The organism is Actinospineispora acaciae DSM 45401, assembly GCF_000620785.1.
GTDB classification, from domain to species: domain Bacteria; phylum Actinomycetota; class Actinomycetes; order Mycobacteriales; family Pseudonocardiaceae; genus Pseudonocardia; species Pseudonocardia acaciae.
In genome coordinates, this window is the sequence record NZ_JIAI01000007.1 from 1 (window position 1) to 13,541 (window position 13,541).

The window sequence follows — 13,541 nt, forward strand, 5'->3', positions numbered from 1 at the left end:
TGCAGCAGCTCAGTGTGGAGGGTCTGGTCAAGATCACCCCGAGGGTGGGGGTGTTCGTGCGCGAGATCAGCGTTCAGGAGATCACCGACGTCTACCAGATCAAGACGGCGCTGGAACCGCTGATGGCCTCCTGGGCGGCCGAGCGCGGGTCAGAGGAACAGCGCGTCGCGTTCCACGAGTCGCTCACCGACCTCGAGCAGGCCGCGAACCACGACGACGTCCCCAGCTACGTCCGCCTCCTCGAACAACGACGCGAGGCACTGCTCGCGATGGCCGCCAGCGACGGACTGCGCGACGCACTCGGCGTGCTCGCCGGCCGGGTCAGGCTCCTGGAGTTCCGCGACCTGAGCCAGGCCGGGCGGCTGGCCGAGTCCGCCACCCAGCACCGGGCCATCGCCGATGCCATCGCCGCCGGCGACCCGGAGGCCGCCTACACCGCCATGCAGGCGCACCTGCAGCACTCGACCGTCCGGATCCAGGAGCTGCTGGCCTCGGTGGAGGACCCGGCGGTGACCGAGAGCCCCGAGTCCAGCCGCCGCCGGCGCGCGGCCCGGACGCCCCGCCGCGGCTGACAAAAACCGCGACTCGCCCTGACAGTGACATCAACTCGCTCGCAGGCTCGCTCGCGGGAGGTCGGTCGCTGCGCTCCCTCTCTAACCCCGACTCGCGGGGGTTCATTCGGCGATGCGTACGGAGACGAACTTGGTCTGCGTGTAGTGGCGGAGGGCCTCGATGCCCTTCTCGCGGCCGTGGCCGCTGTTCTTGTAACCGCCGAAGGGCGCCTCGACCAGGCCGGCGGACCATTCGTTGACGTAGACCTGGCCGGCCTGGAGGGCGGCGGCGACGCGGTGGGCGCGGGCCAGGTCGGCGGTCCAGAGGCCGGCGGCGAGGCCGTAGTCGGAGTCGTTGGCCTTGGCGACGGCGTCGGCCTCGTCGTCGAACGCGGTGACCACCAGGACCGGGCCGAAGATCTCCTCGCGGGCGATCCGCATGTCGTTGGTGACGCCGAGGTAGACGGTCGGTTCGACCAGCCAGCCCTCGCCGGTGGCCCGCCCGCCGGTGGCCAGGGTCGCGCCGTCCTGGATGGCCACGTCGAAGTAGGCCAGCACCTTCTCGAACTGGTCCTTCGTGGTCTGCGGGCCGTAGGCCTTGCCGGGGACCACCTCGCGCACCTTGTCCAACAGCCTGTCCACGAACCTGTCGTGCACGGTCCGCTGCAGCAGCAGGCGGGTGCCGTTGGAGCAGACCTGGCCGGCGTTGCCGACGAACGCGCTGGTCGCGGCGCCGACGGCGGCGTCGAGGTCGGCGTCGGCGAACACGATGTTCGGCGACTTGCCGCCCAGCTCCAGGGTGACCGGCATGATCTTCTCGGCGGCCACCCTGCCGACCTCCCGGCCGGCGCGCACCGAGCCGGTGAACGCGACCTTGCGGACGGTCGGGTGCTCGGCGATCGCCCTGCCCACCACGTCGCCGAGGCCGGTCACGACGTTGAACGCCCCGTCCGGCAGGCCCGCCTCGGCCGCGATCCGGCCCAGCTCCAGCGTGGTCGCCGAGGTGTGCTCGGACGGCTTGCACACCACCGTGTTGCCGGCCGCGAGCGCGGGCGCCGCCGCCCTGGCCGCCTGGTTGAGCGGCACGTTCCACGGGGTGATCACGCCGATCACGCCGTAGGGCTCGTGGCGGGTGTAGCCGTGGTAGCCGGCGCCGAGGTCGACGATCTCCCCCGCCGGCAGGTTCACCAGGCCGCCGTAGTACTCGAAGAACGCGGCGGCGCCCCGGATCTCCACGTCCGCCCGCGCCGCCGGCTTGCCGGTCTCGGCGGCCTCCAGCTCGACCAACCGCTCGCGGTGCCGCCTGATGCCGGCGGCGATGCCCATCAGCACCCGCCCGCGCCGGATCGGCTTGAGGGCCGCCCAGCCCGCGCCGGCGGCCGCCGCGGCCCAGGCCGCCCGGTCCACGTCGGACCCGGTGCCCAGCGCGACCTCGCACACCACCTCGTCGGTGCCCGGCCGCGTCGATGCCAGCCACTCACCGCCCAGCGACGCCACGTCCGCACCGTCGATCCAGTGCCCGTACCTGGTCACCATCCGTACCACCTCATGCCGGCTGTTCCTGCGGTCGTGTCGTCGTGCGGAAGACTTCGGCCAGGCGGAGCAGGTCCTCCAGCCGGGCGCGGGCGATCAGGCCGGTGGCCACACAGCGGTGCCACTTCGTCTCCAGGTCGTTGCGGATCTTCTCCGGCGGCCCGACCAGGGCGATCGCCTCGACCAGCTCGGTGGGGACGGCGGCGGCCATGCCCTCGCGGTCGCGCTCCAGGAACTTGGCCCGGATCTCCTGGCAGGCGTCCGCGAAGCCCATCCTGGCCACCGCGTTGAGGTGGAAGTTCGCGCTGGCCGCGCCGTTCGCGCCGACCTGGAACGCGATGAACGGGCGGACCCGGTCGGCGGCGGTCTCCACGTCGGGGCCGACCACCACCGACGCCGAGGGGATGACCTCGAAGTTCTCGGGCCTGCCGCCGGGGCGGGCCGCGAAGCCCAGCTCCAGCCGTTCCCGGTACCACTCGTCCCTGGCCGGGGAGAAGTTGGTCGGCAGCCAGCCGTCGGCGATCTCGGCGGCCAGCGAGATGTTCTTCGGCCCCTCCGCGCCGAGGAAGATCGGGATGTCCTTGCGTCCGTCGCGCAGGGACGACCGGAGGGGGCGGCCCAGGCCGGTTCCGCCGTCAACCGGCAGTTGGTACGTCCTGCCGGCGTGCGCGACCCGCTCGCCGGCGATGGTGGCGCGCATGATCGACACGTACTCGCGGGTCCAGCCCAGCGGGCGTTCGAAGGGCATGCCGTACCAGCCCTCCACGACCTGCGGGCCGGACACGCCCAGGCCGATCACCACCCGCCCCTCGGACAGCCGGTCCAGGCTCATCGCGGCCATCGCCATCGAGGTGGGCGGCCGGGCGGCCATCTGCGCGATGTTCGTGCCCAGCCGCATCCGCCGCGACCGCGACCCCCACCACGACAGCGGGGTGAAGCAGTCGTGGCCGAACGCCTCCCACGACCACGCCGAGGAGTACCCGGCCTCCTCGACCGCCCGCACCGCCCCGGCGATCTCCCCCGGATGCTCCGGATCCCCCAGCCCTGTGATCGAACACCCCAAGCTGTCGATCATCTTGCCCTCCGTTGAGTTATGAACCCCGAAAGCGAGGCGGCCGCCGTTCCCGCGCGGCGGCGAGACCTTCCAGCCGGTCCGCGCTGGACAGCAGCCGCTCGTACAGCGCGGCCTCCATCTCGACGCCGCGCTCCAGCTCCAGCCGGGCCGACATGTTGATCGCCTTCTTGGCCTGCGCGACGGCCAGCGGGGCGGCGGCGGCGATCTCCCCGGCGAGGGTGGCCACCGTCGGCTCCAGCTCGGCCGGCGGCACCGCCTCGGTCACCGCGCCCCACTCCCGGGCCTGCGCCCCGGTGAACCGGCGGCCGGTGAAGATCAGCGCCTTGGCCCGCCCGGCCCCGACCAGCCGGGGCAGCAGCTGGGTGCCGCCGCCGGCCGGCATGGTGCCCAGCGTGGTCTCCACCAGCCCCATCACGGTGTCCTCGGCGGCCACCACGACGTCGCAGCTCAGCGCCAGCTCCAGGCCGCCGCCCAGCGCGTAGCCGTGCACCTGCGCGAGCACCGGCCGGGTGCAGTGGTACATCGCCGCGACCACCCTGGGCACCAGCCGCCGCCGGTACCGCAGGGCGTCGTCGGTCATGGTGGCGCGCTCGGTCCGGTCCGCCCCGACGCAGAACGCCCGCCCCCGCCCCCGCAGCACCACGCACCGGATCTCCTCGGACGCCTCGATCCGCCCGAAGATCGCGAGCAACCGCTCGTACACCGGGGTGCTGACCGCGTTGAGCACGTCGGGGCGGTCGAGCGTCACGGTCGCCACCCGGTCGGCGACGCACAGTTCGACCACCTCGCCCATGCCTCAGCCCTTGGCGGCGCGGTGGCGGCCGATGAACGACAGCACCGCGTTGTTGAAGGACCTGTACTGCTCCCAGTGCGGGGCGTGGCCGGACTCGGCGATGATGGCCACCTGGGCGTCGCGCACGTGGCCGGCGACCTGCCGCATCCGGCTCGGCGGCATGTAGAGGTCGGCCTCGCCGGTCAGCAGCAGGGTCGGGATCTTGACCGACTCCAGCGCCTGCCAGGTCAGCTTGTTCTTCGGGGCCTGTTCGACGGTGACGACGGGGCGCTCGGCGTGCTCGATCCAGTGCTTCATCGCGTCCGGCGCGGCCGCCCGGTAGGACGGGCCGAGCTCCTTGAAGTGCTCGGGCAGCTCCTCCCACTGCGGGGGCAGGATCGCCGCGCTGACCTTCTTGAACTCCGGGTCCACGATCCCGGCAAGGGTGGAGCCGACCGTGCAGCTCAGCAGCCGGTCGGGCAGCGACAGCGCGGCGTCGAACCCGGCGAACCCGCCCTTGGCCAGCCCGACCAGGTGGAACTTCCCGGTCACGCCGAGCGCGCCGAGCAGCGCCACCACGTCGTCGACCAGGGTTCCGGGGCGGTCGGTCGGGCCGGCCTCGGACTGGTGGTAGCCCCGGCAGGAGAAGCTGATCACCCGGTAGCCGGCCTGGGTGAACGGGCCCTGCTGGTAGCCCCACACGCCGCCGTTGCCGGTGTGCGGGTGCAGGAAGACGACGGGCTCCCCGGAGCCGCCGGTGTCCCAGCAGGCCAGCTTCACGTCCGGGATCTGCACCTGGCCCTTGGCGCCGGTCATCTCCGGGAGCGGGTCCCAGGTGGTCTGCGCCGGGTAGACGGTCTCCCGCCCGGACGGCGGGGGCGGCGGTGCCTCCGCGGCGGACGCGCACGCGGTCAGCGAGCCGAGCGCGGCCAGGCCCACTCCCCCGCCCAGTCCCGCGATCATGCTCCGACGACCCAGTTTCGGACCCATCCCGTCGCCCATGACGTCCTCATCATTCGTAGTACCGACAGCTCGTCGTACGACGGCCGAGGGCATCATCGCGTGTGGCGCGGTCCGGCGCGCGGTGAAAGGGTTCATGGGTCAGCCGTCCTCGGTGTCACGGCTGAACGCGAGCGCGTCGAGCACGGTGGCCGCTTCGCCGGTGACGACCACCGGGTTGCACTCGATCTCGGTGATCCGCCCGGCGCTCGCGGTGACCAGCGCGCTCATCCCGGTCAGTAGGGCGGCGACCTGTGCGGCGAGCGCCGTGGGGTCGGCGGCTCGGCGGTAGAGGGTGGACAGGCGCAGGTCGGCCAGCGCGTCGGCGACGGATCCGGCGTCGTAGGGCGGGACCAGCGTGCGGACGTCGTCGACATCCTCGGCCCAGACGCCGCCGGAGCCGACGACCGCCCTGGTGCCGAACACCGGGTCGGCGAGCACACCGGCGATCAGCTCGGGGCCGGGCTCGACCTGGCGGGCGAGCAGGACGCGGCGGGCACCGTGGTCGCGGCGCAGGGCGGCGAAGGCCTCGCGGACGGCGGCCTCGTCGGCGAGGGCGGTGAGCACGGCGCCGACCCGGGCGCGGTGCGCGAGCATCGGGTCCAGCAGCTTGAGCACCACCGGGAACCCGATCTCGCGCGCGGCTTCGGCGGCCTCGATTTCGGAGTGGGCCAGGCGGCGCGCGGGAAGGGCCACGCCGAGCCCGTCCAGCAGCCCCATCGCCTGCCACTCGTCGAGCGCGCGCCTTCCCCCGGGCAGCGTCCTCGGCTCCAGCGCGGGCAGGGTGATCGTCGGTGAGTCCGGCGAAGGGACGCCGCCGCGCGCGGACCGCACCGCGGCCAGCCCCCGACGGACCAGGCCCACCCCGCGCAGCGCCCGCGCCGGGTCCGCGCACACCCGCAGCCCGGCCGCCGCCGCGCGCAGCCGCACCGACTCGGCCACCCCGTACCAGGACAGCAGCAGCGGCGTGGTGATCCGCTCCTGGGCGGTGGCCAGCGTGTCGATCAGCTCGTCGGCCAGGTACTCCATGCTGCCCAGGACGACCAGGACCAGGTCGGTGGCCGCGTCCGCGTCCAGCGCGTCGAGCGTCTTGGGCAGCAGCGTGTTGTCGTTGATGACCTGCGCGGTCATGTCGATCGGGTTGTCGGTCCCCGCGAAGCCGGGCAGCGCGCCGGCCAGCCGCTCCCTGGTGGCCTCGGTCGGGTCGGCCAGCGGGATGCCGTACCGGTCGGCGGTGTCGACCACGTAGACGCCGGTGCCGCCGGAGTTGGTGGCCACCGACAGCCCGTCCGCCGGCGTCCGCACCCCCAGCGCCCGCGCCACGTCGACGGCGTCGTCCACCGTCGCCAGCCGGGTCACGCCGTAGCGGCGGAACAGCGCCTCGAACGCGTCGTCGTCACCGGAGAGCTGCGCGGTGTGCGAGGCCACCGACGCGACGCCGCGCTCCGAGGTGCCCGTCTTGATCAGGAACGTCGGCTTGCCGGCTTGTCGGAGCAGTTCGAGCGAACGCGCCAGCGCCGCCCCGTCCCCGGCCCCCTCCAGGTAGCCGATCACCGCGCGGGTGTGCTCGTCGGCGGCCAGGTAGGCGAGGTAGTCGGCGAACGTGAGCACCGCCTCGTTGCCGCTGGTGATCACGTGGGAGAACCGGGCGCCGGCCCAGGTGGCCTCGGCGAGCAGGTTGAACGCCATGCCGCCGCTCTGCGCCACCAGCGCCACGTCGCCGGCGGGCAGCTCGGGCAGCGTCTGCATCGCCGTGGAGAACGTGCCGACCGCGCCGTGCGCGAGCGAGGCGAACCCCAGGCAGTTCGGCCCCATCAGCGCGACGCCGTGCGCATCGGCGGCCGCCGCGAGCCGCCGCTGCAGCTCGCGCCCCTCGGCGCCGGCCTCGGCGAAGCCGCCGCTGAACACCACCGCCGCCCCGGCGCCCCGCGCCCCGGCCTGCTCGACGGCCCGGACCGACGCCTGCGCCGGCAGGCAGATGACGTACAGGTCGATGCCCGGTGGGAGCGCGTCGATGTCCGGGTAGCAGGTCAGGCCCTGCGCCGTCACGTACTTCGGGTTGACCGGGTACACCCGGCCGGCATATCCCCGGTCGGCGAGCAGCCGCAGCGGGCGCCCGCCGATGCGCGCGGGGTCGTCGGAGGCGCCGACCACGGCGATGCCGGACGGGTTCAGCAGGCGGTCCAGGCCGGTCGTCATCGCTGCCCCGCGGTGGGGACCGCCAGCCCGAGGCGGTCACGGACGGCCACCGTGACGTCGGAGTGGGCGAGCTCGCCGTCCAGCCGCACGCTCTCCCGCTCCTCCGGCGGCGCCCACCTGGCCAACCGGCGGCCGTCGGCGGTGAACGCCTGCCCGGTGACGTGCCGGTTGTCCGGATCGATCAGCGCCCGGACCAGCGCGGCGACCAGCTCGGACGACTCCGGCCCGGCCGGCGTGACGGTGTTGACGGTGTTGACGTTGACGTCGTAGCGCCCCATGGCCGTCGCCGCGCTCGCGGCCAGCCCGAGGACGCCGGCCTGCGCCGAGCCGCCCGCCCACCCGGGCGCCGAGCCGACCAGCACGATGCTGCCGCCGCGCTGCTCGCGCATGTGCTCGGCGGCGAACCGCACGCAGTTGAACGCGCCGGTCAGGTGCACGGCGATGACCGAGTCCCACTCGTCCTCGGTCATGTCGAAGATCATCCGCTCGCGGCGGACGCCGTGGCAGGCCACCACCGCCTCCAGCCACCCGTACACGTCCACCGCGAGCTGCACCAGGTCCCGGGTGGCCTCGAAGGACGCCACATCGCGCTGATGCCCGACGGCCCGGCCACCCCGCGCCCGGATCGCGGCGACCACGCCGCGCACCACCGCACCGTCCGCGCTCGCCCCGTCGATGCCGACCCCGTGGTCGTTGGCGACGACCCCGTACCCCGCGCCGGCGAGGCACCGGGCCACCTCGGCGCCGATCCCCCCACCGGCGCCCGTGACCACCACTCCGCCGCGCTCAACCACCTAGACTTACCCCTTTCAAAATCTAGAACGTAACCGGTAATACATCAACGGTCAACAACGCGGCACCAGAAACCCGGCAGGGCCTCGTCAGGCGGGCACCGGAGTCAGGGCGAGGATGCGCTCCAGCCAGGAGTCGCGGGCCGCCTTGGACGCGCGGCTGACCGTGACGTCCGGGGCCTGCTCGGTGAAGCCGTGGAACGCCCCGCCCCAGATGTGCAGCTCGGCCTGGCCGCCGGTGGCCCAGATGCGGGTGGCGTAGTCGACGGCCTCGTCCCGGAACACCTCGCAGGCGCCGGCGTCGATGTAGGCCGGCGGCAGTCCGGACAGGTCGGTGGCGCGGGCCGGCGCGGCGTACGGGGACACGTGCGGGCCGCCGGCCTCCTCGCCGAGCAGGAACCGCCAGCCCCAGTGGTTGCTGTTGCGGTTCCACCAGCCGACGGTGTCGTACTGGTGGCTGGACACCGACTCGTTGCGGTCGTCGATCATCGGGCAGTACAGCCCCTGGCCGGCGATGGCGGGGCCGCCCCGGTCCCTGGCCAGCAGCGACACCCCGGCGGCCAGCCCGCCGCCCGCGCTGCGGCCCATCACCACGATCCGGCCAGGTTCGACGCCCAGCTCGCCGGCGTGCGCGGCCACCCAGGACAGGCCGGCGTAGCAGTCCTCCAGCGGGGCGGGGTGCGGGTGCTCGGGTGCCAGCCGGTACTCCACGGCGGCGGCCACTATCCCGTACCGGGCGACCAGGTCGACGAAGCTGTCGATGGACCAGAACCTGTTGCCCATGCACATCCCGCCGCCGTGGATGTTGTAGACCGCCGCCGGCGTCGTCACCCCGCCCTTCGGGCGCAGGATCGCCAGCGTCAGGTCCGGCGCGCCCGCCGGGCCGGGGACGACGCGGTCCTCGAACGCCACCGGCCGGTTCCCGATGACCTCGTCCATCGACACCGGCGCGGTGTTGCCGGCGCGGGCGGCGGGCAGGCTGTCCGGCCCGAGCGGGGTGCCGCCGCCGGGCACCAGCCGGGTGTACGCCGGCATCAGGTCGGGGTCGAACGGAACGGGCTTCACGGGCATCGGGCGCGGGCTCCTTCAGGTGTCGGTCAGCAGCGGGTGGCGTTGGGGTCGACGGTCGCGTCGTAGCCGGCCTGCCAGTTGGCCGGGATCGCCACCGGCGGTTCGACGCCGCCCCAGGTGAACCCGCACACCGCGCCGTAGGAGCGGTAGGCCACCATCAGCGGCTTCACGACGGCGTCGGAGAGGACCCTGTCGTTGATCTGTTCCCACAGGGCCTGCTGGCGCACCGGGTCCGCCTCCTGGTCGGCCTGTTGGATCAGCGGGTCCGCGCCGGTGTAGCCGTTGTAGTTCTGGGCCGGTCGGGAGCCGCCGAGCACCGCGGAGGGTCCGTAGAAGAACGTGGCGTACGGGATCTGCGGCGTCGGCCGGTAGGCGATCAGCGTGACGATGATGGGTTCGCGCCCGGAGAGCATGGCCTTCTGCCAGGTGGGCGTGTCCACCGTCTTGACGTGCACCCGGACGCCGACCTTCGCGAGCTGCGCCTGGAGGATCTCGTAGTAGCGCACCCCCGGCCCGGTGATGGTGACGTCGAAGCCGTTCGCGTACCCGGCCTCGGCCAGCATCCGGCGCGCCCTGTCCAGGTCGGGCTGGTACGCCAGGCCGGCGCGCTCGGTGTGCTCGTCGGGCACCCCGCCGGGCAGCCGGTCGCCCCAGGCGCTCAGCGTCGGCTTCGCGGTACGGGCGCCGGCCGAGGCGACGAAGTCCGCGCGGTCGATCGCGTAGGCCAGCGCGCGGCGCACCCGCACGTCGTCCAGCGGCTTGACGGTGGTGTTGAACATCGCGTACCAGGTGCCGAACAGCGGCGCGGTGACCGTCTTGAGCTCCGCGCGCTGGTCGATCGCCTCCAGGCCCCGGTCGCCGGTGTCCGGCGGGTCGGCGAGGTCGAGGTCGCCGCTGAACAGCGCGGCCTGGCGGGCGGTGTCGTCGTTGATGAACCGGATCGTCCAACCGGCCGCGCGCGGCCTGCCCCGGTAGTAGGCGTCGTTGGCCACCACCTCGACCTGCTGGCCGGGGGTGTGGGACTTGAACGTGAACGGCCCGGTGCCCACCGGGTGCTGCCCGAACTCCCGGTCACCCTCGGCCTCCACCGCCTTCCTGCAGACGACCAGTCCGCCCTCGGTGTTGGCGATGCTGGCCAGGAACACCGCCGGGGAGACCGGGTGCTTCATGGTCACCTCGACGGTGCGAGGGCCGGCGGCGGTGACGGCGCCGTAGTTGGTGTACGCGGTGGCGAACGTCGAGCGGGCCGGGTCGCCGGCGCGCTGCAGCGAGTAGACCACGTCCTCGGAGGTCAGCTCGTAGGCCGGCGTCTTGCGCCCGGCCGGGCACATCACGCCGGCGCGCAGCGAGATCATCCAGACCTGCCGGCCGTCGCGCATCATCGGCTGCGGGACCTGCTCGGCGATCCCGGGCTCGAACGGCGCCGTGGTGTCGCCGGTCCGGTACCGCACCAGGCCGTCGAACAGCATCATCGACAGCATCCGGTCCAGCGGCTGCAGCGCCTTGAGCGGATCCATCGAGGTGAAGCCCTGGGTGGCGATCCCGTACCGGATGGTCGGCCGGTCCGCGCGGGCCGCCTTCCCGCCGCAGGCGCCCAGCAGGGCGAGCACCGCGATCAGGCCGAGGGCCGCGGTCACACGAGCGCGGTGGACCGCCATCGTCCGCCTCATTCGATCGTCGGGGTCAGGATCGAACAGAACGCGCTGGACTTTAGATGTGATGTTTCAGTGAGTCAACTTCCGAGGGTCAGCCGAAGAACACCCGGCGCCCGGGATCCGACTCGTCGGACCCGAACCGGCCGCCGGAGCGGGACTGCCGCGACGGGTCGAACTCGGTGGGGTACACGGTGTTGCTGAGCAGCTTGCCGACCGTGCCGAAGGTGAAGTGGATCGGTTCGGTGCCGGACCTGTCCAGCCCGAACAGCACGCCGTGCGCGCGCAGGCTGTGGATGTCGCGGTGGTCGGCGACGGTCACCGAGGCGCACGGGATGACCTTCTCCCGCCAGGCGAACACGAAGATCCCCGGGCGCAGCTCGTACGAGGTGCACTCGTCGGTGTCGGCCAGCCCCTCCTCCGGTCCGGCCAGGCACTGCCAGCTGAACCGGTTCGGGCTCAGGTGGACGTGCTCGTACGCCTGCTCCGGGCTGTACTCCCACAGCACCCGCCGCCCCACCAGCGCGGTGGACAGCGCCGGCGCCAGCACCGTCGTCTCGATGCCCTCGATGCTGGACGAGACGAACACCTGCCGCACCCTGGTCCGCCCCGGCTCGGGCTCGCGGACCACGTTGATCACCGACAGCGCCCGCCCGCTGACGAAGTCGAGCACCAGGCTGACCGCCTCGAACGGCAGGTGCACGTGGTGGAACTGGGCGTAGACCAGCCCCTCGGCCACGCCGAACGCCTCGTAGGGGTCCTCCCCCGAGGACTCCGGGATCTCGTCGCCCACCCCCGGCAGGTACGTCCAGCGCACCGTGCGGGTGTCGAAGTTGTGGATGATCCGGGTGCCCCTGTCGTCCACCAGCACGACGGTGCGGCCGACCAACGCGGCGGACGGCTCCGCCTTGTTGTAGTCGAAACCGGGGGCCAACCCGTCGAGCATCAGCCGGGACGAGGTGCCCGAGAGATCGTCAGTCATGCCGCCACCTCCGCGCCGAGGAACGCCGACCGCACCCGGGCGGCGCACGACGGCTCCGGCCACCCCGCACACGAAGCCGGGGCGTGCTCCGTCGTGGCCGGTGAGGCGGGTCACATATAGTGCGGGTCAGTATCGGCGGCGCCGGACGCGCGCGGCTTGTCCGAGCGCGCGCACCCCTGTGCCGAGAGCGCACAACGCCGACGCGCCGCACACGCCGGGTGGCCGCCGCACACATGTCCTGACCTGTGTGCGGCGGCGCGACGCTGTGTGCGGCGCCCCGGGATCTACGTCGGGATGAGGCTGGCGGTCAGCGGCATGACGAGCTGGCCGGCCGGGCTGGTCCAGTTGCCGGCGAGCTGGGCGAGCACCTGGCTGGTGCCCACGATGTCGGCGCCGGCGCGTTCCATCCGGCGGACCGCGATCGCGTCGGCGTCGGCGGTGAGCGAGCCGCCGGCATCGGCGACGACCTGCACCTGGTAGCCCTGCTCCAGCGCGGTCAGCGTCGGGAAGACCGTGCAGACGTCGTTGGTCACGCCGGCGATGATCAGGTTGCGGCGGTCGGTGGCGCGCACGGCGGCCGCGAACGCGGGGTCGTCCATGGCGTTGACGACCCCCCGGCGGCGCACCCGCGCGGCGAACGCGGCCGGCGCGATCTCGGCGAGCTCGGCCAGCAGCGGACCCTGCACGTTCTCCTCCTCGGAGGAGGTGAGCACCAGCGGCATCTTCAGGGCCGCCGCGGCGCGGGCCAGCGTGAGCGCGCGCGTGGTCAGGCCCTCCAGGTCGGTGGAGCGCACCCAGCTCATGGTCCCCACCTGGTGGTCGATGAGCAGGACCGCGGCGTCGGCGGCGGTGAAGTGGGTGATGGACACGGTTGTTCCCTTCAGGCGTCGCGGGCTTCGAGGAGGACCACCGGGATGACCCGGTCGGTGCGGTCCTCGTAGGCCTGGAAGCCGGGGTAGCGGCTCTTCTGGGTGCGCCAGATGGGTTCGCGCTCGGCCGCGTCGAGCACCCTGGCGCGAACCGGCACGGTCCGGGTGCCGACCTCGACGACCGCGTCGGGGTTCGCCTTCAGGTTGAGGTACCAGTCCGGGTCGACGTCGGCGCCCGCCTTGGACGCGAACACCGCGTAGGCATCCCCCACCGCCTGGTACATCATCGGGTTCACCCGCTCGACGCCGCTGCGCCGGCCGGTGTGGTGCAGCAGCAACAGCGGCGCGCCCTCGAACGGGCCGCCCACCCGCCCTTCGTTCGCGCGGAACTCCTCGATGATCCTCTGGTTCCTGTCTCGCCCATCGCTCACGGATCCGGATTATTTCCTCCGATTCACACCACCGTCAAGGCCAATAGCAGGGGCTAAACGGATGCTAGTCTCCGACGTTGACAGCTAGGAGGAGCCATGCCGATCCCGCCCGACGACCCGACCCGCGAGCTGACGGTGGTCTCGCCCGACGACCCGGAACTGCCGCACATCGGCCTGGCCGGCGACACCTACACGGTGCTGGTCAACGGCGAGAACACCGCCGGCCGGTACTGCCTGATCGACATGCTCATCCCGCCCGGCGGCGGCCCCGGCCCGCACCGCCACGACTTCGAGGAGATGTTCACCCTGCTCGAGGGCGAGGTCGAGTTCACCTTCCGCGGCCGGTCGCGCACCGTGCACGCCGGGCAGACCGTCAACATCCCCGCCAACGCCCCGCACTTCTTCCGCAACGCCACCGACTCCACCGTGCGGATGCTGTGCATGTGCACCCCCGCCGGCCAGGAGGAGTTCTTCGCCACCGTCGGCGTCCCCGTCCCCACCCGCACCTCACAGGCGCCCCGGCCGGCGGGAGCCGACCTGGAGGCGCAGGTCAAGCTCATCCTGGAGAACGCCCCCCGGTACCGCACGGAGATCCTGCCGCCGGCCTGAGGGGACG

At 73.0% G+C, this 13,541-nt stretch carries 13 protein-coding genes; 2 read left to right on the top strand and 11 right to left on the bottom strand.

Features of this window, described 5'->3' with window-relative positions; all coding sequences use genetic code 11:
* A partial coding sequence (locus N912_RS0128010; RefSeq protein ID WP_028924998.1) for a GntR family transcriptional regulator occupies positions 1 to 572 on the top strand: 572 nt, incomplete at its 5' end.
* A 102-nt stretch (positions 573 to 674) separates the two neighbouring features.
* Here N912_RS0128010 and N912_RS0128015 read toward each other — a convergent pair.
* The 11 genes from N912_RS0128015 to N912_RS0128065 form a co-directional block, all read right to left on the bottom strand.
* Positions 675 to 2,087 (bottom strand): aldehyde dehydrogenase family protein, encoded by a 1,413-nt coding sequence (locus N912_RS0128015; RefSeq protein ID WP_028924999.1) that lies wholly within the window; start codon positions 2,085 to 2,087, stop codon positions 675 to 677.
* Between the two features lie 10 nt (positions 2,088 to 2,097).
* Entirely contained in the window at positions 2,098 to 3,159 is a 1,062-nt protein-coding gene (locus tag N912_RS55130; protein ID WP_084211280.1) for an LLM class F420-dependent oxidoreductase, read from the bottom strand.
* 16 nt (positions 3,160 to 3,175) lie between these two features.
* Positions 3,176 to 3,952, bottom strand: a complete 777-nt coding sequence (locus N912_RS0128025; protein WP_028925000.1) for an enoyl-CoA hydratase/isomerase family protein — start codon at positions 3,950 to 3,952, stop codon at positions 3,176 to 3,178.
* Positions 3,953 to 3,955: 3 nt separating this feature from the next.
* A complete protein-coding gene (locus N912_RS55135; protein WP_169747965.1) occupies positions 3,956 to 4,894 on the bottom strand; it encodes an alpha/beta fold hydrolase in 939 nt (312 codons plus the stop codon).
* Between the two features lie 138 nt (positions 4,895 to 5,032).
* A complete protein-coding gene (locus N912_RS0128035; protein ID WP_028925001.1) occupies positions 5,033 to 7,129 on the bottom strand; it encodes an acetate--CoA ligase family protein in 2,097 nt (698 codons plus the stop codon).
* Positions 7,126 to 7,923, bottom strand: a complete 798-nt coding sequence (locus N912_RS55140) for an SDR family NAD(P)-dependent oxidoreductase (protein WP_084211282.1) — start codon at positions 7,921 to 7,923, stop codon at positions 7,126 to 7,128. Before N912_RS55140 ends, N912_RS0128035 begins: the two co-directional genes overlap by 4 nt.
* An 87-nt stretch (positions 7,924 to 8,010) precedes the next feature.
* On the bottom strand, positions 8,011 to 8,991 hold the full coding sequence (locus N912_RS0128045) for an alpha/beta hydrolase (RefSeq protein ID WP_028925002.1): 981 nt from the start codon (positions 8,989 to 8,991) through the stop codon (positions 8,011 to 8,013).
* 26 nt (positions 8,992 to 9,017) lie between these two features.
* Complete coding sequence (locus N912_RS0128050; RefSeq protein ID WP_028925003.1) at positions 9,018 to 10,628, bottom strand: ABC transporter substrate-binding protein; 1,611 nt, start codon at positions 10,626 to 10,628, stop codon at positions 9,018 to 9,020.
* Positions 10,629 to 10,737: 109 nt separating this feature from the next.
* The gene (locus tag N912_RS55145) at positions 10,738 to 11,625 is read right to left on the bottom strand and encodes a MoaF C-terminal domain-containing protein (protein ID WP_084211284.1); all 888 of its coding nucleotides are present in this window, start codon (positions 11,623 to 11,625) and stop codon (positions 10,738 to 10,740) included.
* A 284-nt stretch (positions 11,626 to 11,909) separates the two neighbouring features.
* Positions 11,910 to 12,494 carry an isochorismatase family protein gene (locus tag N912_RS0128060; protein WP_028925004.1) on the bottom strand — a complete coding sequence of 195 codons (585 nt, stop codon included), beginning with the start codon at positions 12,492 to 12,494 and terminating at the stop codon, positions 11,910 to 11,912.
* 11 nt (positions 12,495 to 12,505) lie between these two features.
* Entirely contained in the window at positions 12,506 to 12,925 is a 420-nt protein-coding gene (locus tag N912_RS0128065) for a nitroreductase family deazaflavin-dependent oxidoreductase (protein WP_028925005.1), read from the bottom strand.
* Positions 12,926 to 13,021: 96 nt separating this feature from the next.
* On the opposite strand from N912_RS0128065, the gene N912_RS0128070 reads away from it, so the two are divergent.
* Complete coding sequence (locus tag N912_RS0128070) at positions 13,022 to 13,534, top strand: cupin domain-containing protein (RefSeq protein WP_028925006.1); 513 nt, start codon at positions 13,022 to 13,024, stop codon at positions 13,532 to 13,534.
* Positions 13,535 to 13,541 lie beyond the last annotated feature (7 nt).

What these genes read in the sequence shown, in the direction of transcription:
- N912_RS0128015 (WP_028924999.1), bottom strand. Translation starts at nt 2,087, where the DNA reads ATGGTGACCAGGTACGGGCACTGGATCGACGGTGCGGACGTGGCGTCG.
- N912_RS55130 (WP_084211280.1), bottom strand. Translation starts at nt 3,159, where the DNA reads ATGATCGACAGCTTGGGGTGTTCGATCACAGGGCTGGGGGATCCGGAG.
- N912_RS0128025 (WP_028925000.1), bottom strand. Translation starts at nt 3,952, where the DNA reads ATGGGCGAGGTGGTCGAACTGTGCGTCGCCGACCGGGTGGCGACCGTG.
- N912_RS55135 (WP_169747965.1), bottom strand. Translation starts at nt 4,894, where the DNA reads ATGATCGCGGGACTGGGCGGGGGAGTGGGCCTGGCCGCGCTCGGCTCG.
- N912_RS0128035 (WP_028925001.1), bottom strand. Translation starts at nt 7,129, where the DNA reads ATGACGACCGGCCTGGACCGCCTGCTGAACCCGTCCGGCATCGCCGTG.
- N912_RS0128045 (WP_028925002.1), bottom strand. Translation starts at nt 8,991, where the DNA reads ATGCCCGTGAAGCCCGTTCCGTTCGACCCCGACCTGATGCCGGCGTAC.
- N912_RS55145 (WP_084211284.1), bottom strand. Translation starts at nt 11,625, where the DNA reads ATGACTGACGATCTCTCGGGCACCTCGTCCCGGCTGATGCTCGACGGG.
- N912_RS0128070 (WP_028925006.1), top strand. Translation starts at nt 13,022, where the DNA reads ATGCCGATCCCGCCCGACGACCCGACCCGCGAGCTGACGGTGGTCTCG.